This window comes from Enterococcus sp. LJL99, assembly GCF_054871725.1.
The window spans coordinates 24,279-44,813 of sequence record NZ_JBTXLT010000009.1 but is presented as its reverse complement, the minus strand read 5'-3'; the positions used below and the strand labels follow the sequence as shown (position 1 = coordinate 44,813).

Below are 20,535 nucleotides of genomic sequence, written 5' to 3'. Positions count from 1 at the left end.
TTCTATAAAGAAGGAAAGGTGAAAAAACCATTTATCAATGGTAAAACATATGTATAAAATAATTAAAAATGCGCAGCTTTCAGAAAATGAATTTGATTTTTGGATTGAAGCGCCTCGTATTGCGGCAAAAGCAGAACCAGGTCAGTTTGTTATTTTAAGAATGAATGAAGTTGGTGAGCGTATTCCTTTGACTATTGCTGATGTAGATTCAGAGAACGGATTTATTCGTCTAATTTTTCAAGTAATCGGGAAAACAACAGCGGCGTTATCTAAATTAAAAACTGGGGATGCTCTGATGGATCTCAGCGGCCCTCTTGGAATGCCAACTGAAATTGAAAATTATGGAACGGTAATGATTGTAGGCGGTGGTGTTGGAATTGCAGCGATTTTCCCAATTGTCAAAGGATTAAAAAAAGCGGGGAACCGAGTCATTACGATTCTTGGTGCCAAAACCGCAGATCTAGTTATTTTGCAAGAAGAATGTCGTCAATATTCAGATGAATTAATCATTACTACAGATGATGGTTCTTTAGGGATGAAAGGTCTAGTTACTGAAGCTATGGAGCAAGTAATTGCAAGAGAATCCGTTAATTGTAGTTGGGCAATTGGTCCAAGTATAATGATGAAATTTTGTACGTTAACAGCTTCTAAACATGATGTGCCGATTTTTGTTTCTTTAAACCCAATCATGATTGATGGAACTGGTATGTGTGGCGGTTGTCGAGTGACTATTGCCGATAGTATTAAATTTGCTTGCGTTGATGGTCCTGAGTTTAAAGGCACAGAAGTCGATTGGGATGAATTTATCAACCGAATGAAACAATATAAAGCAGAAGAAGAGACATGTTTAGCAGATTATGAAAAAGCGCAGGTGACAACGAATGGCTAGAAAAAGTAGAACAAAAACACCCATTGCAGAACAAAGTCCAGCAATTCGTAAAACGAATTTTGAAGAAGTTTGTCTAGGTTATACGTTAGAAGAAGGACAAGCAGAAGCCACTCGTTGTCTTCAATGTAAAAATGCGCCTTGTATTGCGAATTGTCCTGTAATGATTGATATTCCAGGATTTATCCTAGCAATCAAAGAAGGAAACATGCAAGAAGCAGCAGATGTTTTAGGTAAGTACAGTAATCTTCCAGCTATTTGTGGTCGCGTTTGTCCACAAGAAAAACAATGTGAAGAAGTTTGTAAATTAGGTATGGCGAAGAACTTCGAACCAGTTGCCATTGGGAAATTAGAACGTTTAGTTGCAGATTGGGCGCTAGAAAATCAAGATTTTTCATCCTTGGTGTCTAGTGATCGACCAACAATCGGTAAAATCGCTGTAATTGGTTCAGGACCTTCGGGTTTAACTGTTGCTGGCGATTTAGCAAAAATGAATTATGATGTTACGATTTTTGAAGCACTGCACGATGCTGGCGGTGTCTTAACCTATGGAATTCCTGAATTTCGATTGCCTAAAAGAATCGTGAAAAAAGAAATTGAGAGTATTGAAGCGCTCGGGGTAAAAATTGAAACGAATGTTGTAATTGGTAAAACGATTACAATGGATGAAATAATGACAGAGTTTGATGCTTGTTATATTTCTGTAGGTGCTGGTGCGCCAAACTTTATGGGAATTCCTGGAACATCCTTGAACGGTGTTTATTCCTCCAGCGAGTATTTAACGAGAATCAATTTAATGCACAGCTATGAATTTCCTAATTATGACACACCAATCAAACAATCTAAGAATGTTGTCGTCATCGGTGGAGGAAATGTGGCGATGGATGCTGCGCGTTCAGCGAAACGTATGGGTGCAGAAAATGTCAGTATTGTTTATCGACGTTCATTAGAAGAATTGCCTGCTCGAATTGAAGAATATCATCATTCTGTTGAAGAAGATATCAACTATCATTGGTTAACGAATCCAATTGAATATTTAAATAATGGAAACGGTGAATTGGCAGGTGTTAAATGTATACAAATGGAACTTGGTGAACCAGATGAATCTGGTCGACGGCGTCCTGTTCCAATTGAAAATAGTGAATTTATTATTGAAGCTGACACAGTGATTGAAGCCATTGGTCAAGGATCAAATAAAGTACTATTATCCACTTTCCCAGAACTTGAGCTAAATAAATGGGGGTATATTGAAGCGAATCCAAAAACAGGAGAAACATCGATTCCTGGTGTTTTTGCAGGTGGAGATATCGTGACTGGTGCTGCAACAGTTATTTTAGCAATGGGTGCGGGGAAAGTAGCTGCTGTTCAAATGGATAAATATGTTCAAGAAAATAAACAAATGTCTGTAACAACAAAAGTTTGATAAAGGATAAAAGGTGGAACAAATGAAAAAAACAAAAACAATGGATGGGAATACAGCGGCTGCCTATATTTCCTATGCTTTTACAGAAGTAGCAGCGATTTATCCAATTACACCTAGTTCGACTATGGCAGAATTAGTTGATGAGTGGGCTGAAAATGGACTGAAAAATATTTATGGTCAAAAAGTTCAAGTGATTGAAATGCAATCAGAAGCAGGCGCAGCAGGAGTGGTTCATGGCTCATTAAAAACGGGTGCTTTGACAACGACTTATACTGCTTCACAAGGTTTACTTTTAATGATTCCGAATATGTATAAAATTGCGGGAGAACTTTTACCAGCAGTCTTTCATGTTGCGGCTAGAGCAATCACAACAAGTGCTTTAAGTATTTTTGGTGATCATGGTGATGTGATGGCTGCGCGTCAAACCGGATTTTGTATGTTAGCAGAATCTAGTGTTCAAGAAGTCATGGATTTATCAGCGGTTGCACATCTAGCAAGTATTGAGGGAAGCATTCCGTTTGTAAACTTTTTTGATGGATTTAGAACCAGTCATGAACTACAAAAAATCGAAGTGTTGGATTATGACGATTTAAAAAACATGGTTGATCAAGAAGCGGTAGCTCGTTTTCGTCAGAGAGGGATGAATCCAAATCATCCAACTGTTTCAGGAACAGCTCAAAATCCAGATATTCACTTCCAACAAAGAGAAACAGTGAATGCAAATTATGAAGCGATGCCGATGATTGTACAAAAATATATGCAACAAATCAATGATTTAAGAGGAACAAACTATGATTTAACCGATTATTATGGAGCAGAAGATGCAACAGAAGTGATTATTTCGATGGGATCTGCTTCACCAGTTATTATGCAAACCGTGGATTATTTAAATGAACAGGGTCGAAAAGTTGGCTTCATCAATATTCATTTATATCGTCCATTTCCAAAAGAAAACTTATTATCAAAATTGCCAAAAACTGTTGAGAAAGTTGCCGTTTTGGACCGGACAAAAGAATCAGGATCGGATGGCGAACCATTGCTTTTAGATGTTCAAAGTGTTCTTTATCAACATGAAAATCGCCCAATTGTTATTGGCGGACGATATGGATTAGGGTCAAAAGATGTAACACCTAATCAAATTAAAGCTGTCTACGATCATTTATTATTACCGTTTACTGACTTGAAACAACGCTTTACAATTGGAATAGTTGATGATGTAACCTATCAGTCATTACCACAAGGAGAGGTTTTGGATTTAACAGCACCATCTACTTTCCAGGCAAAATTCTGGGGCTTTGGTTCAGATGGAACGGTGGGTGCCAATAAACAAGCAATTAAGATTATTGGTGATAATACTGATTTATATGCACAAGCTTACTTCAGTTATGATTCTAAAAAATCTGGAGGATTAACTGTCTCTCATTTGCGATTTGGAGAAGAGCCAATTACTTCGACTTATTTAGTAGAAAAAGCCGATTTTATTGCTTGTCACAATGCTTCTTATATTCATAAGTATGATCTGCTTAAAGGTTTGAAAGATGGTGGAGTTTTCCTACTAAATACAATTTGGGATAAAGAAAAAGTGTACCGCCTATTACCAGCAAACCTAAAAAAATATATCGCTGAACATAATATTCAATTTTATATAATTAATGCGGTAGAATTAGCTCGTGAAGTTGGCTTGGGGCGTCGAATTAATACCGTAATGTCAACTGCTTTCTTTGAAGTGACTGATTTAATGACGCGAGATCAATATTTACCTTTGTTAAAAGCTGAAGTTCAAAAAACATATGGTAAAAAATCAATGGAAATTGTTGAACGGAATTACAAGGCGATAGATGGAACATTTGCTTCCTTACAAAAAGTTGAAGTACCTGCTGAGTGGGCAACAATTAAGGTCGAGCCTGAAAAAATAGATTCGACATTGCCAGATTATGTTGCAAATATTCTGCAACCAATCAATCGTCAAGAAGGAAATGAGCTTACTGTTGGTGATTTAATCAATAATGGCATGAAAACTGGTGAAATGCCGATGGGAACGGCTGCGTTTGAAAAACGGGGAATTGCTTTAGAAGTCCCTGAATGGCAAATAGATAAATGTACAATGTGTAATGAATGTGCATTTGTTTGTCCTCATGCTGCGATTCGACCATTTTTGATTGATGAAAATGAAATGAAAGAAGCACCAGAAGGCTTTGTTGCAAGAGAAATGCGTGGGGCTGATGGCTTGATGTATCGTATTCAAGTTTCATTGGAAGATTGTACGGGTTGCGGACTATGTGTGCAAGCTTGTCCTGCAAAAGAAAAAGCTATCCTGATGAAACCTTATGAAGAGCAAAAAGAACAAGCAGTTAATTGGGCTTTTGCTATGACCTTGCAGCAGAAAGTAAATCCAGTTAAAAAATTGTCAGTCAAAGGCTCACAATTTAATCAACCATTAATGGAATTTTCTGGTGCCTGTGAAGGATGTGGTGAAACACCATATGTTAAGTTGATTACGCAATTATTTGGTGATCGCATGATGATTGCAAATGCAACAGGATGTTCATCGATTTGGGGCGGATCATCACCTGTTACGCCTTATACGACAAACGAATGTGGACAAGGACCCGCTTGGAGTAATTCCTTATTTGAAGATAATGCGGAATATGGCTATGGTATGTATATTGCAAATCAAACGAAACGACAATATGTTGCGGATCAGGTTCAAGAAGCTATTGATAAAAAATTGGGTTCAGAGGAACTTCAAGCACTACTTCAAGATTGGCTCGCTCACTATTCAGAAGGGGATGGAACTCAACAACGTGCGACAAAATTAGCCGCAGCGTTAAATGAGGAAGCTAAAAATGATCCTCTATTGCAAAAAATCTATCAACAAAGTGATCTTCTTGTCAAAACAAGTCAGTGGATTGTTGGTGGTGATGGCTGGGCTTATGATATTGGGTTTAGCGGAATTGATCATGTTTTAGCGAGTGGAGCTGATGTGAATATCTTTGTTATGGATAATGAAGTCTATGCAAATACTGGTGGACAAACTTCTAAAGCAACACCTGCTGCAGCTATTGCAAAATTCTCCGCAGGTGGAAAACAAACGTCCAAAAAAGATTTAGGAATGATTGCGATGACATATGGCAATGTCTATGTGGCTCAAATCGCTTTGGGCGCTAATTCAATGCAAACAATCAAAGCGATTGACGAGGCCGAACGTTATCCAGGGCCATCAATCATTATTGCATACGCACCATGTATTAATCATGGAATCAAGGGTGGTATGAGTGAAACATTAGCTTTGGCGAAAGAAGCAGTTACTTCAGGATACTGGCAATTGTATCGCTATAATCCATTGTTGATCGAAAAAGGTAAAGATCCGATGGTTATTGATTATAAGAAAGCAGACTTTACTAAAATGCGCGATTTCCTTGAAAAACAAACACGTTTCTCTGCACTGCATACAATCAAAGATGACCAAGAAATCGTTGAAGATTTGTTAACGAAAACTAAAGAAGATGCAGAAAATCGTTCGGGGAACTATGGAAATCTTGTTGGACAAATAAAAAAATAATCATTGAAAATAAACCGATTTTTTGACAAGTAAATAGAAAGTCAGTGCGTTACATTTTGCTTCTGAAACTAGTTGTAAAATGTAATGCATTTTTTATCATACTAGTGATTACCTGAATGTTATAGAGATGAAAATTTTTATAATTTAATTCAATCGGATTGTCGTAAGGCTTCAAGATTGAGATAAAATGAGTTTTACCTTTGTATCAACTATTAATTTTACTTTCTTGACTTCTAGTTGAATTTCAAAAAAAATACTAATAATAGCTATGAATTCCAAAATTTAGAAAAACAGTGTATAGTTTAACTAGAATAAATGAATTGAGGAGGAAATATGATGCATAAATTTTTTAAACATAAAAAAACAGGTAGAATTATCACAAATGACGAATACATGAGTGAAACATTAGATAATGTAGAAACAAATTCATTAGATATGGCAAAAACAGGGATGGATTTAAATACCGATGTCTTTGGTTCGAAAGATGATTATGAACCATATGAAGATGAAAGAGCAAAAGAAACTGAATAAAAATAGTTTTAAGACTCGAAAAAAGCTCTCTCAAATTTTATAATTTAAATAAGCTTTAAATCACAAGATTCATTTCAGAAATATTGTTGATTTAAAGCTTATTTTTTGAACACATCACATATAAATCTTAAATTTTTTTGTAATAGTCAAAAACTATCACACAATCTAATTTCAATATTGAAGCAAGATTTAAGCTTATTTTATTGACGTTCGTTTTATCAATTGATTATACTGAAAACTGTTACAATAATAAATGATTAAGCGATCCTTTAAATCAATTAATCAGCCTAGAAGGAGAGATTTGATGGAGAAAAAGTGGCTATTTGGCGCATTAGCAATTGCAGGGGTATTTTTGGCAAGTTGCGGGTCTAATGCTAATTCAGACAAAGAAGCAACAACAAAAGAAAAACAAGATAAAGAAACCTTTACTTATGTAATTGGATCAGATCCAACCTCAATGAATCCAATTAATGTTAGTGATCGTTGGGGATTAACAGCGACAAATATGATTTATTCTCCTTTGGTTCGAATTGAAGGCGATGGTTCCCAAAAAATGGAATTAGCCGAAAGTTTAGAACCTTCAGCAGATGGTAAATCATTAGTCGTTAAATTAAAAGAAGATGTTAAGTGGTCAGATGGAGAAGATTTTACAGCGGATGACGTTGTCTTCACCTATAATCAAAAAGCTAAAAAAGAGAATGGGAATGCTGATAGTTTATGGGTAGGTGATCAACCTATTACAGTCGAAAAAGTTGATGACTCAACTGTCAAATTTAACTTACCTTCTGTGAGTGCAGCGGCAATTAACAACATTGCAACTGAAACTTATATTATCCCAGAACATGTTTTTAAAGATGAACCTGACTTTTCAGCAAATGAGCTTAAAGCAGCTGCTGTAGGAACAGGTCCCTATAAATTAAAAGAGTATAAACGTGGCGAATATCTGCAATTTGAAGCCAATGATTCATATTATGGCGGTAAACCAAATGTTCCGAATGTTACGCTAAGAATTATCGGTAATGCAGATACAACTAAAGTAGCTTTGCAAAAAGGTGAAGTAGATGCTAGTTTTGTATTGCCAAACGATATTGAATCACTAGAAAAAGCTGGTTTAGATACGTATGAATATAGTGAAAATCGGGTTGGTTATCTAGGTCTTAATAACAATTCTGATGCATTAAAAGATACGAAAGTTCGTCAAGCAGTGCTTTATGCACTTGATAAGGACGAATTAAATAAAGCGGGTTACTTATCGGATAAGTATTATGAAAATGTTTATTCTATTTTACCGCCAGCAAATCCTTATGCAACAGATGACGTGGAAAAATATGAAACAAATGTTGATAAATCAAAAGAATTACTAAAAGAAGCTGGTGTCGATAACCTTAAGTTGAATTTAGCTTTTTCATCTGATGACCCTGTTCAAACAATCCAAGCAACCTTGATTCAACAACAACTTCAAAAAGCAGGAATCACAGTTGAATTAGCAGGTGGAGATGGATCAGCAATTTTCACTGAGTTGAAAAAAGCCGGTTCTACAAAATATGATCTTTTCATGGGTGGGTACATCATGGGGAATGATCCTGATTTGTATTCAAGCTTATTTGCTTCGGATGGTTCGGCAAATTATTTCCAATATAAGAGTGACGCAACTGACCAGTTATTTGATGAAGGGGCAGTTGAGTTAGATGAAGCAAAACGGAAAGAAATTTATGTTGATTTACAAAAACAAATCGCTGAGGATGCCGTTATTTATCCAATCGTAGATAATCGAAAAGTTTTAGCCGTAAATAAAGCGATTGGTAATGTTAAGGAAGCAGGATTAATCCCAATTTATACATTTGAAGACTTATCAAAAATAAAAATTAATTAGAAGCAGTAAATGGTATAAACGAATTGCTCTAAATTTACGTCATAATTAGATGATTCATTGTAATGACTAAACAAAAAATCGAACAATGCATTTTTGCATTGTTCGATTTTTGAGCAGTTAAAGGAAATATAGATTGAAAAGATTTTAATAAAGGAAGTGAACTGATTTTGGCTAAGTATATAATAAGACGGATCTTACAAGTAATTCCTTTATTATTCGTTGTTTCGTTTATTGTTTTTACTATGATTCAGTTAGCACCATATGATGCGATTGACGCAATTACCACACCAAATATGTCACAAGAAACAATTGATATTATCCGAGCTCGAAATGGCTTGGATCAACCTTTTTTCGTTCAATATATATTGTGGTTAAAACAAATTTTAAGTGGGAATTTTGGCTATTCACTTGTTAGTCAAAATAGTGTAGGAACTGAGTTAATGACTCGTATTCCAAATACGATTAAGTTAATTTTACCTGCATACATAACAGCTTTGGGATTAGCCATTGTTTTAGGTTTACTAGCGGGAGCCAATAAAGGGAAATTTTTGGATCGCTTGATTGATGGGATTTGTGCAATTGGGATATCTATGCCAACCTTTTGGTTTGCAATGATTTTGATTTATTTGTTTGGTTACAAATTGGATTTGTTACCAATCATTGGGATGCACACGATAGGAAAAGAAGGCTCATTCAGTGATTTTATGCAGCATTTTATTCTTCCTTATACCGTGTTAGTCGTTGCCTTTTTCCCAGATTTAACACGCTATGTTCGTTCTTCAACCATGCTTCAATTATCAGAAGACTATGTTATGGTGCAAAAATCGTTTGGAGCTACCAAAAAAGAAATTTTCTTTCGACATGTTAGTAAAAATGTTCTATTACCAATTGTAACTCAAATTGGATTAGCATTACCGATGCTGGTTACTGGGGCGATTATTACTGAAAGTATTTTTGCTTGGCCAGGAATTGGTCCCTATTTATTATCTGCAACGAAAAGTTTAGACTATCCTGTGATCATGGCAGTGATGCTACTATCTTCAACTTTAGTTATTTTAGGTAATTTATTGTCGGATATTTTGTACACATTAGTTGATCCACGAATCAAACAGGGAGGTGCAAAATGAAGCAAAGTCAAAAATGGCGCAAAATCTTGCGTCGTCAACCTCACTATTGGATCGCAATTGTTTTCTTGAGTGTGCTAATTCTATTAGCGCTTCTAGCTCCTTTGATTCCTATTGATCCAAATCAAACAGATGTGGCTAATATGTCAGCAGGTCCTAGTTTAAAACATATTTTTGGGACGGATGAAATTGGTCGTGATTACTTTATTCGTGTTTTATATGGTGGACGTATTTCGTTACTTGTTGGCTTTTTAGCGATGTTGGCTTCTACAACAATTGGTACACTAGTTGGTTTGATTTCAGGCTATTTTGGTGGTTGGATTGATAATCTTTTAATGCGTTTTGTTGATGTTTTGTCATCCATTCCATGGTTAGTTTTAGTTATTGTATTGAGTGTCCTATTGAAACCAGGACTTGTGACCATTATTTTTGTGATTGGGTGTTTTTCTTGGATGCCGATTGCTCGATTAATACGTGCAGAAACGTTATCTGCTAAAGAACGAGAATATGTTATTTACGCCAAATTTATTGGACAAACGAATACGCGCATCATTCGACGTCATATTTTCCCAGCTGTTTTATCCACGTTAATTGTTGCAGCTACCGGAAGTATTTCAGGAGCTATCATGACTGAATCTGCGTTGAGTTTTTTAGGGATCGGTATTCAACCACCTGTGGCTTCTTGGGGAAGTTTATTGCAAAATGCGCAGAGTAGTTTGCAGCAAGCTCCTTATATGGCTATTTTACCAGGCTTGTTTATTATTTTGACCGTATACTCGTTTAATACATTAGGTAATTTTTTACGAGAAGTTATCTTAGTGGAGGATTAATATGAAAGAGACACTATTAAGCATTGATCAGCTAAATGTACGCTTTGAGCAAAAAGATGCTCCAGCCCAAGAAATCATCCATACGATTGATTTAGTCATACCAAAAGGTGAAATTGTCGGAATCGTTGGTGAATCTGGAAGTGGTAAGAGCATTTCAATGAAAGCGATTATGAATATTTTACCAGAAAATGCCGTATTTGCTTATGAAAGTTTTAAATTTGAGGAAGAAGAACTTGCTCCAAATGGACAGAAACAAATACCAGCAGCAATGATTTTTCAAGATCCAATGACTGCATTGAATCCGTTGCGCACAATTGGGTATCATTTGATTGAAGTGATTCAACGTAGAGAAAAACAGTCAAAAAAACAAGCCGAATTATTAGCAATCGCTGAACTAAAAAAAGTCGGCATTGCTTTGCCAGAAAAAAGAATGTCACAGTATCCACATGAATTATCTGGTGGTATGAGGCAACGTATTATGATTGCAATGGCCTTGTTAGCAAAGCCAAAGTTATTGATCGCTGATGAACCGACGACAGCGCTTGACGTGACTATCCAAGCACAGATTTTACAATTAATTCGTCAATTACAAAAAGAAGAAGAACTATCTGTTATTTTAGTAACACATGATTTTGGGATTGTGGCAGGAATGTGTCAAAGTATCAAAGTGATGTATGATGGAAAAATTGTTGAAGAAGGAACGACGGATGAAATTTTCTATACGCCAGAACATCCATATACAAAGGAATTACTTAAGGCAATTCCAACAGGAGTAAAAGGAGAACGGTTATATTCATTGGCGCAGCAATCCTTTACCGAACAATTAAATGAGAACAACCAAATGGTTAATCTAACAGAAACACATCGCGTTTTGAAGAGGAGTGTCAGTTATGAGTGAATTAGTCAAAGTAAACAATGTGAAAAAGTACTTCACAGTTAAAAATTCATTCGGTCAAATAGAAGCAGTCGTCAAAGCCGTTGACGATGTGACATTTACTATTCGTAAAGGCGAAACACTTGGGTTGGTTGGAGAATCTGGAAGTGGAAAAACGACATTAGGCCGAAGTATTTTACAACTAGAAACAATCGATGAGGGGCAAATTTATTTTGATAATCAACCTTTGACTCATCTATCAAAAAAAGAACGACAAGAAATACAGCGGCGAATGCAAATTATTTTTCAAGATCCCTATTCTTCTTTAAATCCAAGATTGACTGCTTTGGAACAAGTGTTAGAACCTTTGAGTTTGATATACCCAAAAGATGAAGCAACGAAAAAAGCAAAAGCAATATTGACACAAGTTGGTTTGACAGATGAGGCAATTCATAAGTATCCACGTGCGTTTAGTGGTGGACAAAGACAGCGGATCGGGATTGCTCGTGCTGTAGCAGTCAATCCAGAGTTTATCCTTTGTGATGAACCGATTTCAGCTTTAGATGTGTCAATTCAAGCCCAAATTATCAATTTGTTGATTGATCTACAAAAAGAACGTTCATTAACGTACCTGTTTATTTCTCATGATCTTTCAATGGTTCGTTATATTTCAGATCGTATCGCTGTGATGTATTTAGGCAAGCTAGTTGAACTAGGACCAACCGAACAAATTTTTAATAATCCTCAACATGCATATACGAAACGTTTACTGGCCGCTATCCCGATTGCCGATCCAGTAAAAGCAAGAAAAGCACTTAGTAATGAAAATTTTGAGTCAGTAACACCTATTGATATCACCAATGAAACTGAATGGGTGGAAATAGAACCAGATCATTTTGTCGCAAAGGAGAGTAAAAAACATGAGTGAGAATCAAATCGAGTTGATCCAAGGAGAAAAAGGAATGGAATTACCAGTAGCTACAGGAAACTGGGTATTATTAAGGGATTATGGTTATTCCCCAGTCCAAAGTTTAGTGGCTGCTGTCGGAGCTTGCGGTGCTTATGTTTATCAGTCAATATTAACAAATTCAAAGATTGATTATACATTTGAACGAGTGCAAATCAATTATGAACGAGATGAAGAACGAAAAAGTGAACCAGTCAAAAAAATATCCCTTACTTTTGATGTTCATGTGGCGCCAGAACAACAGGAAAGAGCAGTTAGAGCGTTGAAACTTATTGCCGTAAATTGCCCAGTGATTCAATCGTTAGATCCTTCGATTGAAGTACTTGAGAAAGTAGAATTTATTTAAATCGTACTTGGCAAAATAGAAATAAAAAAATCTTGTAAACACTCTTTTGGAGTAACTACAAGATTTTTTTGTTTATCGTTAAATGAAAAGAAGATTGAACCAGAATTGGTTAACTATCCTTATAAAGCAAGCTAGATAAAACATCAGCTAAATATTCTAGAGAATATTCCCCATAACGAAATGAATTAGAGTGACCAAATTGATAAATTAAGTCGAATTCGTGATCAGAATCTTCGTAAAATTCTTGCGTAAATAAAATAAGTTTTGCTTGCTTGTTTTTTAATTCTTCAATTTTTTTTCGATGAACACGAAGATAGCTATTATTCAAAATAAAGAAAATCGCACAGGTAGAACGATTCACCAGTTTTAAAAATTCTAGTTGTGCTTCTGGATCATAAAAAATAAAAGCTGGAATTGAATTTGAAATTAAATCCTTTTGAAAACGAGCAAAATGAGCAATATTTTCTGGTGTTCCTAGAAAAATAGTATTCTTTGAACGCTTGATCGTTTCAATCACAGTATTTAATAGCCCGATATCAAGTGAATTATAGGTTGTTTCAAGATTTTGAATCGCTTCCATCTTTGCTTTTTCTAATACATCGACATTACTAAAGTTTTCATGATCGCTTTTTCTTTTAAGCTGAGCTAATTCAACGGAACGATAAAAATTATAATTAAAGTCTTGATAATCAACAAATCCTAATTTCCTGACAAATCTACTGATTGTAGATTGTGATACGTGACAAATATCGGCTAATTCGCTGATTGAAATGGGACGATTGATTTCAGAACGATTAATCAGTTCAACTATAATTGAAAAGTCACTCTTATTGGAAAAAGTAATATTAAAATGATTGATCATCCTTAAAAAAATGTAGTACGTTTTTTCTGAACTTTTCATAAAATTCCCTCCTATATAGTCGTAGTATATCAGTATTTTAATAAACATGAAATTTACTTTCACAACATGAAAGTGAATTTCATGTTATGTTCTTGATAGTGTAAGGGCTATCAATTACTATCTAGGAGTAGATTAAACAAACAGATAATTTACAAAAAACAAAATAGAAGGGAAATATTTATGAATAATTTCAATGGATTTATTGAAAAAAATGTCGTTCCAACAATGGGGAAAATCGAAAATAATATTGTCTTAAAATCGATTACGCATGGAATGATGGCAACTATGCCATTATCATTAGGGACGAGTATTGTAGCCATTATTGCTAATTTTCCAAACAAAATTTGGACGACGTGGCTGGCTGAAACTGGTCTTGCTGAACATGCGGCTGCAGTGATAAGTGGTTCAACGACTATTATTGCATTATATTTAGCTTTTATCATTGGATTTTATCATGCTAAAGCTAGAAATGCAGATGGAATGACAGCTGGAGTTTTATCTTTAGCCGCATTTCTAATATTGATGCCGCAAACAATTGTTGCTACTGATGGAACGGTGGTTGATGGTTATGCTCGTACTTATTTAGGCGCTTCAGGTGTCTTTGTTTCGATCATTTCTGGGATCTTGATTTCAGGTATTTATGTTTTCTTAAAGAAAAAAAACTTATCTCTAAAACTACCTGATAGTGTTCCTGAAATGGTAAATCAATCGTTAAGTCCAACGTTTATTGCAATGATTATTTTTATTATTATTTTTGCTGTAAGAGTTCTTTTTGGCTTTACTTCTTATGGGAACGCCTTCGATGCCATCAATCAAATTATTGGTGCGCCGGTTATGAAATTTGGTGCAACGCCAACTGCCTTGATTACACTCTATGCCTTAGTAAATTTATTCTGGACATTCGGAATTCATCCAAGTGCATTAACGTCGTTTTACACTCCTGTGTTACTTGCAGTAATTACAGGAAATATTGAAGCTTTCCAATCAAATCAAGCATTACCGTATTTATCAATGATTGTTATTTATCAATTCATCATGTTAGGTGGAACTGGATCGACATTAGGTCTGGTTATCAATATGCTGCTTTTTGGAAAATCCAATCAATTTAAAATGCTAGGTAAATTAACCATCATTCCTAACTTATTTAACATTAATGAACCTGTTATTTTTGGAACGCCGATTGTATACAACCCAGTCTTTATGCTACCAATGACTTTAGTGCCAGTCGTTAATGGAATTATTGGATTACTATTGACTAAAGCTGGTTGGTTTGCAGCGTATAATCCAACAATCAAAGTTCCTTGGACTATGCCAGCGCCAATTATTCAATTTTTACAAACCGGTTGGTTAGCTGCCTTAGCTGCTTTCATCGTAATTATAGTAGATGCTTTATTGTATTTCCCATTCTTTAAAATTGCTGATAAAATTGCGCTTCAAAACGAAAATGAAAATAAAGAAACAGTTCAATAGAAAAAATATAATTAATAGAAATAAATGCTAGAAAATGTTGGCAAACGTTTGAGAGATTTGCTTGACTGGAAATCAAAAAAGATAACCTATAAATGAAGCGTTTCTAATACTTTCTAGTATATTTGGAAGGGAATCTAATGAATAATTTACCGAAAGAATTTTTGTGGGGTGGAGCGACTTCCGCAAATCAAATTGAAGGTGCTTATAATCTTGATGGAAAAGGAGTAAGCACAGCTGATGTTGGAACAGCAGGAAACCGAGAAATCCGACGAAAATATACGGAAGGTATTTTAGCTGATACCTTTTATCCAACACATGAAGCAATTGATTACTATCATCATTTTAAAGAAGATATCGCTTTGTTTGCTGAAATGGGTTTTAAATGTTATCGCTTTTCGATAGCATGGACTAGAATTTTTCCTACAGGTGAAGAAACGGAACCCAATAAAAAAGGATTAGCTTTTTATGATGAGGTAATTGATTGTTGCTTAGAGAATGGTATCGAACCAGTGGTTACTCTTTCGCATTATGAAATGCCCTATCATTTATCTGAAAAATACAATGGTTGGGCAAGTAGAGCAGTAATTGATTATTTTGTGAAGTTTTGTGAAGTCGTATTGACTCGCTATTCAGAACGTGTAAAGTATTGGATGACGTTTAATGAAATAAATGTTCTTGCTCAAATGCCTTTTATTGCAGGTGGAATTCGTATTCTTGAAAATCAGAATAAGGAACAAATCATCTATCAGGCAGCGCATCATCAATTTGTTGCTAGTGCAAAAGTTGTTCAACTGGGGCATCAAGTCAATAAAAAGATGAAAATTGGTTCAATGCTTTTGTATCCACTGACCTATGCAAATTCTAGTAATCCAGAAGATGTACTCATTGCGAATCAGAAAATGAATAAAAATTACTTCTTTTCAGATGTTCAAGCAAGAGGCTATTATCCAAGCTTTATGACAAGATACTTTAATAAACATAACATCAATATTGAGATGGAAGCTGACGATGAACAGGTTTTAAAAGCGGGGACAGTTGATTTTATTGGATTCAGTTATTACATGTCACTAGTTGCTGCAGCAGAATCTACAGGAGAAAAATCTGGCGGTAATATGGTCAGAGGGTTGAAAAATGCGTATTTAGAATCTAGTGAATGGGGCTGGCAAATTGATGCGACTGGTTTGAGAATTACGTTAAATAATCTTTATGACCGCTATCAAATTCCCCTTTTTGTGGTTGAAAATGGGTTAGGTGCTCAAGATGTATTTGAAAATGAGACAGTTGATGATGTATACCGCATTGATTATTTAAGACGACATATAGAAGCAATCAAAGCTGCTATTTTGGAAGATGGTGTTGACTGTATGGGTTATACGGCTTGGGGCTGTATCGATCTAGTTAGTGTCGGGACTGGAGAAATGGATAAACGCTATGGCTTTATCTACGTCGATCGAGACAATCAAGGAAATGGGACTTTAAAACGATATAAAAAAAGATCGTTTCACTGGTATCAAGAAGTGATTGCTTCAAATGGAGCGAATTTGTAATACAAAATAACCTGCATAAATAGCAAAAAAGCTAGCAAATTTAAAATTTAGCTGCGATTTATTAATCGTTAAAAAGATTCTGATAGATGATAATTTCGAGTTTTTTCGAAGTTATCATCTATTTTTTAGTTTGTCTATATTTAAGTTTTTATTTACCCTTTAAAATGAAAAAATATAAGAGTAAAATAATCATTGTTTTTATTGATAATAGTGATATTATTCTTTGTCAGAAGACCCCTGAGCTAATGTTCGTTATTATTACAAAATAATGAGATTAACTTATTGTTTTACTGGTTTTTATTTTTATTTCCGAATATTAACATTGGGTTGGTAAAAAACATATTGAAAAATAATGGACTTATGAGTATACTGAATTAGTGGAAAAACGAACGAGGAGTGTATAAATGAACAAGAATGTTCCGTATTTGATCGTAGCACCAGGGATAATCTTATTATTATTTTTCTTAATGATCCCATTGGTAACCAGTATTTTACCAACAATTTTTACAGATCAAGGAGTTACTTTAAGCAATTATTTTGATTTTTTTAAAGATAGTTATAATCTATCGATTTTCTGGCGAACTATTAGAGTTTCAGTGATTGTTACAGTTATTTCAATTATTTTAGGAATTCCAACTGCCTATTTTATTGCTGGCGTTAGCAAAAAATGGCGCGGCATTTTAATGGCGATGACATTATTTCCCTTATTGACTAATTCTGTAATCCGTAGTTTTGCTTGGATTAATATTCTTGGAAAAACAGGTGTGATTAATTCACTATTAATGAAAACAGGTTTGATTTCCGAACCATTGAATTTACTTTATACAGAATTTGCGATTATTATTGGTTCCGTCTATTTGTTTTTACCAACGATGATTATGACTTTAGTCGGTGTAATGGAAAATATCGAAGGTGAAATGTTAGAGGCGGCAGAAACATTAGGCGCAAGTCCTTTGACCGCTTTTCGTAAAGTAGTTTTACCGTTGTCTATCCCAGGAACCATTGTAGGAAGTATCCTTGTTTTTACTGGAACGTTAACAGCTTATACGACTCCACAATTATTAGGTGGCAATCAAAAAATGATGATGTCAACTTTCCTATATCAAAAAGCAAACACATTAGGCGATTGGAATGCCGCTAGTGTACTAGCGTTAATCATGATTATTGTCACATTAATTGTGATGCAACTTTTAAATGTATTAGCTAAAAAAGTGGATCGGAGGGAAGCTGCCCATGCGTAAACAAAAAGGGATGTCGTTCATTGCAATTTTAGTTTTCTTGTTTTTATTTTTACCCTTATGCTTAATCGTAGTTACTTCATTTGGGACTGCTGCAGCGATTCAATTTCCAATCAAAGGATTTACGTTGGATTGGTATGCGAAAGCCTTACAATCAGATACGTTTATGAGTAGTTTTAAGTTGAGTTTGATTATTGGCGTTTTAGCAACTGTTTTGGCTTTAATTGTGGGAATTCCCGCTTCTTATGCATTAGCAAGATATTCAGTTAGAGGTCGAAATTTCATTAAAAGTTTCTTTTTATCTCCGACTGTTATTCCCGGTATTGTTGTTGGGTATACCTTATTTCAATATATTGTGATTAAATTGGGATTGCCAATTTTTCAAGGGTTATTGATGGGACATTTCTTAATCAGCCTACCTTATATTATTCGAGTGGTTGGTTCTAGTATGGAGCAGTTAGATTACTCAATGGAAGAAGTCGCTTGGACGTTGGGTTGCACTCGAATGCGTGCGTTTATTCAAATCGTTTTGCCAAATGTTTCATCTGGAATTTTTGCGGCGTTTATGTTGGCATTTGTTAATTCATTTAATAATGTTCCGGTTTCAATGTTTTTATCTGGACCAGGGGTGACAATGCTGCCAACTTCATTATTGAGTTATATGGAATATAATTACGATCCAACTGTATCAGCAATTTCGGTTATGTTGATGTTATTGACAATGGGCTTAATGTTTTTGATAGAAAAAACTTTAGGATTAGCCTCAATTGCTTGATTAATAAAAAAAATAGCTATTAGATGCAACTTAGAAAGAGGAGAATGTTTTGACTTTTGTTGATTTAAAGGATATACGCGTCAGTTATGACGGAAAACAAGATATTTTAAAAGATTTAAGCATTTCAATGGAAAAAGGAGAGTTAGTTTCTCTTTTAGGACCAAGTGGCTGTGGGAAAACAACAACGTTACGAGTGATTGCTGGGTTGATTAAACCAAACGATGGCACATTTGAATTAGATCAAGACGATTTAACAAAAGTTCCTGTGCATAAACGAAATTTTGGGATGGTATTTCAAAGTTATGCGCTATTTCCTCATTTGACGATTGCCGAAAATGTTGCTTTTGGATTGAAGCTTAGAAAAGAATCAAAAGCGACTATGAAAGAAAAAGTGGCAAAAATGCTAGAAGTCTGTGGACTGGAAAATTTAGGGGATCGCTATCCAAAACAACTTTCTGGTGGTCAAAGACAACGTGTGGCGCTAGCACGAGCGTTAATTATTGAACCGAAATTACTTTTATTGGACGAACCATTGAGTAATTTAGATGCAAAATTAAGAGTTGCAATGCGTATCGAAATTAAACGAATTCAACAACAATTAGGAATTACGACGGTTTTTGTTACTCATGACCAAGAAGAATGCTTTTCGATTTCGGATAAAGTTGCAGTCATGAATAATGGCGTCATTGAGCAGTATGATTCACCTGAAACGATTTATCGTCTGCCAAAAACAAAATTTGTCGCCCAGTTCATTGGCTTCGAAAACTTCTTTGAAGTAGAAAAACAAGGAGAAGGGCAATACATTAGTGCAAGTGGTCAATATTTCAAAACAACGAATCCTCAACCTGAAACAAATCAGCTGGTTGCAACGATTCGCCCAGAGGATATTGAAATTGTTCAGACCATTTCTGATACAACAGTGAGTGGAAAAGTCATTGTTCGAACATTTTTAGGGAAAAGTTATCAATACGAAGTAACGACCTCTTTGGGTACTTTATTGGTCAATGGAACGAGTGAACAGATTTATGAAACAGGTGACGCCATTCAATTGTCGTTTCCCGCAGATAAACTAGTTATTTTAGAAAAATAAAAATAGATGAAGGAGGAACTAAAAAGATGAAAAAGAAAGTAATGATCGGTGTATTAGCAGCAACGACACTTTTAATGGCAGCATGTGGCAATAGTGAGGCAGATACAAAAAGTGACACGAAAAAAGGTAGCGAAGCGCTTGTCGTATCAACATTTGGTTTAAGTGAAGATATTGTAAAAAAAGATATTATCGCACCTTTTGAAAAAGCAAATGATGCAAAAGTGACATTAGAAGTTGGGAATAGCGCTGATCGTTATACAAAATTGTTGAATAATCCCAATACTGGTATTGACGTAATCGAATTAGCCCAAGCAAATGCAACTCAAGGGAATGAAGAAGGTCTTTTTGAAGAAATCACTGAAAAAGAAGTGCCAAATATCAAAGATTTAACGACAGGTGCTAAAGAAGTTTATGATAGTGGAGCTGGCGTACCGATTGCTGTTAACAGTATCGGAATTGTTTACAATAAAGAAAAATTAGGAAAAGAAATTACTAGTTGGGATGATTTATGGTCAGAAGACTTAAAAGGTAAAATTTCAGTTCCCGATATTTCTACCACAGCAGGTCCATTAATGCTTTATGTTGCGAGCGACCATGCGGGTGTGGATATTACTACGGATAAAGGAGAAGCTGCTTTTGGAGCGATGAAAGAATTGAAACCGAATGTTGTTAAAACATATTCTAAATCATCTGACTTAGCGAATATGTTCCAGTCTGGTGAAATCGAAGTTGCAGTTGTAGCTGATTTTGCGGTTGATATTATTCAAGTAGCTTCTGAAGATGCAGTCTATGTGGTGCCTGAAAGTGGAACATATGCCAACTACAATACCATCAACGTACCGAAAAATGCTAAAAATAAAGAATTAGCCTATAAATTTGTTAATGATCGAATTAGTGAAGAATCGCAAAAAACAAAAGCTATTTCATTGAACGAAGGACCAACGAACAGCAAAGTAAAACTAGATGAAGAACAAGCGAAAAACAAAACCTATGGAGCGGTTGCTGAACGTGCGAAAACAGTTGATTTTGTTTTCATTAATGAAAATATGTCTGATTGGGTCGATCAATGGAATCGCACCATGAATCAGTAAACAACGA

Annotated in this window: 17 protein-coding genes; 16 read left to right on the top strand and 1 reads right to left on the bottom strand. The window is 35.1% G+C overall.

Annotation, left to right across the window (positions count from 1 at the left end):
• Nucleotides 1-49: 49 nt before the first annotated feature.
• The 10 genes from ACYSNW_RS13255 (at nt 50) to ACYSNW_RS13210 (ending at nt 12,416) form a co-directional block, all read left to right on the top strand.
• Complete coding sequence (locus ACYSNW_RS13255; RefSeq protein WP_461745231.1) at nt 50-889, top strand: sulfide/dihydroorotate dehydrogenase-like FAD/NAD-binding protein; 840 nt, start codon at nt 50-52, stop codon at nt 887-889.
• Entirely contained in the window at nt 882-2,309 is a 1,428-nt protein-coding gene (gltA, locus tag ACYSNW_RS13250) for an NADPH-dependent glutamate synthase (protein ID WP_461745229.1), read from the top strand. The genes ACYSNW_RS13255 and gltA overlap by 8 nt, the downstream gene beginning before the upstream one ends.
• Nucleotides 2,310-2,331: 22 nt before the next feature.
• Nucleotides 2,332-5,871 (top strand): pyruvate:ferredoxin (flavodoxin) oxidoreductase, encoded by a 3,540-nt coding sequence (gene nifJ / locus ACYSNW_RS13245; protein ID WP_461745227.1) that lies wholly within the window; start codon nt 2,332-2,334, stop codon nt 5,869-5,871.
• A gap of 336 nt (nt 5,872-6,207) precedes the next feature.
• Nucleotides 6,208-6,402 carry a hypothetical protein gene (locus ACYSNW_RS13240; RefSeq protein WP_461745225.1) on the top strand — a complete coding sequence of 65 codons (195 nt, stop codon included), beginning with the start codon at nt 6,208-6,210 and terminating at the stop codon, nt 6,400-6,402.
• A 304-nt stretch (nt 6,403-6,706) separates the two neighbouring features.
• A complete protein-coding gene (locus tag ACYSNW_RS13235; protein ID WP_461745224.1) occupies nt 6,707-8,275 on the top strand; it encodes an ABC transporter substrate-binding protein in 1,569 nt (522 codons plus the stop codon).
• A gap of 167 nt (nt 8,276-8,442) precedes the next feature.
• Complete coding sequence (locus ACYSNW_RS13230; protein WP_461745222.1) at nt 8,443-9,402, top strand: ABC transporter permease; 960 nt, start codon at nt 8,443-8,445, stop codon at nt 9,400-9,402.
• Complete coding sequence (locus ACYSNW_RS13225) at nt 9,399-10,229, top strand: ABC transporter permease (protein WP_461745220.1); 831 nt, start codon at nt 9,399-9,401, stop codon at nt 10,227-10,229. The genes ACYSNW_RS13230 and ACYSNW_RS13225 overlap by 4 nt, the downstream gene beginning before the upstream one ends.
• A 1-nt stretch (nt 10,230) precedes the next feature.
• Nucleotides 10,231-11,127 (top strand): ABC transporter ATP-binding protein, encoded by an 897-nt coding sequence (locus ACYSNW_RS13220; protein WP_461745219.1) that lies wholly within the window; start codon nt 10,231-10,233, stop codon nt 11,125-11,127.
• Nucleotides 11,120-12,031, top strand: a complete 912-nt coding sequence (locus tag ACYSNW_RS13215) for an ABC transporter ATP-binding protein (protein ID WP_461745217.1) — start codon at nt 11,120-11,122, stop codon at nt 12,029-12,031. The genes ACYSNW_RS13220 and ACYSNW_RS13215 overlap by 8 nt, the downstream gene beginning before the upstream one ends.
• Nucleotides 12,024-12,416, top strand: a complete 393-nt coding sequence (locus ACYSNW_RS13210; protein ID WP_461745215.1) for an OsmC family protein — start codon at nt 12,024-12,026, stop codon at nt 12,414-12,416. Before ACYSNW_RS13215 ends, ACYSNW_RS13210 begins: the two co-directional genes overlap by 8 nt.
• A gap of 109 nt (nt 12,417-12,525) precedes the next feature.
• Here ACYSNW_RS13210 and ACYSNW_RS13205 read toward each other — a convergent pair whose 3' ends face one another.
• Nucleotides 12,526-13,317 carry a hypothetical protein gene (locus tag ACYSNW_RS13205; RefSeq protein ID WP_461745213.1) on the bottom strand — a complete coding sequence of 264 codons (792 nt, stop codon included), beginning with the start codon at nt 13,315-13,317 and terminating at the stop codon, nt 12,526-12,528.
• Nucleotides 13,318-13,497: 180 nt separating this feature from the next.
• Here ACYSNW_RS13205 and ACYSNW_RS13200 point away from each other — a divergent pair, with 180 nt between their 5' ends.
• From ACYSNW_RS13200 to ACYSNW_RS13175, 6 genes are all read left to right on the top strand, one after another.
• Complete coding sequence (locus ACYSNW_RS13200) at nt 13,498-14,787, top strand: PTS sugar transporter subunit IIC (protein WP_461745212.1); 1,290 nt, start codon at nt 13,498-13,500, stop codon at nt 14,785-14,787.
• Between the two features lie 137 nt (nt 14,788-14,924).
• Nucleotides 14,925-16,334 carry a glycoside hydrolase family 1 protein gene (locus ACYSNW_RS13195; protein WP_461745210.1) on the top strand — a complete coding sequence of 470 codons (1,410 nt, stop codon included), beginning with the start codon at nt 14,925-14,927 and terminating at the stop codon, nt 16,332-16,334.
• A 404-nt stretch (nt 16,335-16,738) separates the two neighbouring features.
• A complete protein-coding gene (locus tag ACYSNW_RS13190; RefSeq protein WP_461745208.1) occupies nt 16,739-17,575 on the top strand; it encodes an ABC transporter permease in 837 nt (278 codons plus the stop codon).
• Nucleotides 17,568-18,347, top strand: coding sequence for an ABC transporter permease (locus ACYSNW_RS13185; protein ID WP_461745206.1), 780 nt, complete (start codon nt 17,568-17,570; stop codon nt 18,345-18,347). Before ACYSNW_RS13190 ends, ACYSNW_RS13185 begins: the two co-directional genes overlap by 8 nt.
• A 49-nt stretch (nt 18,348-18,396) precedes the next feature.
• Nucleotides 18,397-19,437, top strand: coding sequence for an ABC transporter ATP-binding protein (locus ACYSNW_RS13180; protein ID WP_461745204.1), 1,041 nt, complete (start codon nt 18,397-18,399; stop codon nt 19,435-19,437).
• A 26-nt stretch (nt 19,438-19,463) separates the two neighbouring features.
• Entirely contained in the window at nt 19,464-20,528 is a 1,065-nt protein-coding gene (locus tag ACYSNW_RS13175) for an ABC transporter substrate-binding protein (protein WP_461745202.1), read from the top strand.
• Nucleotides 20,529-20,535 lie beyond the last annotated feature (7 nt).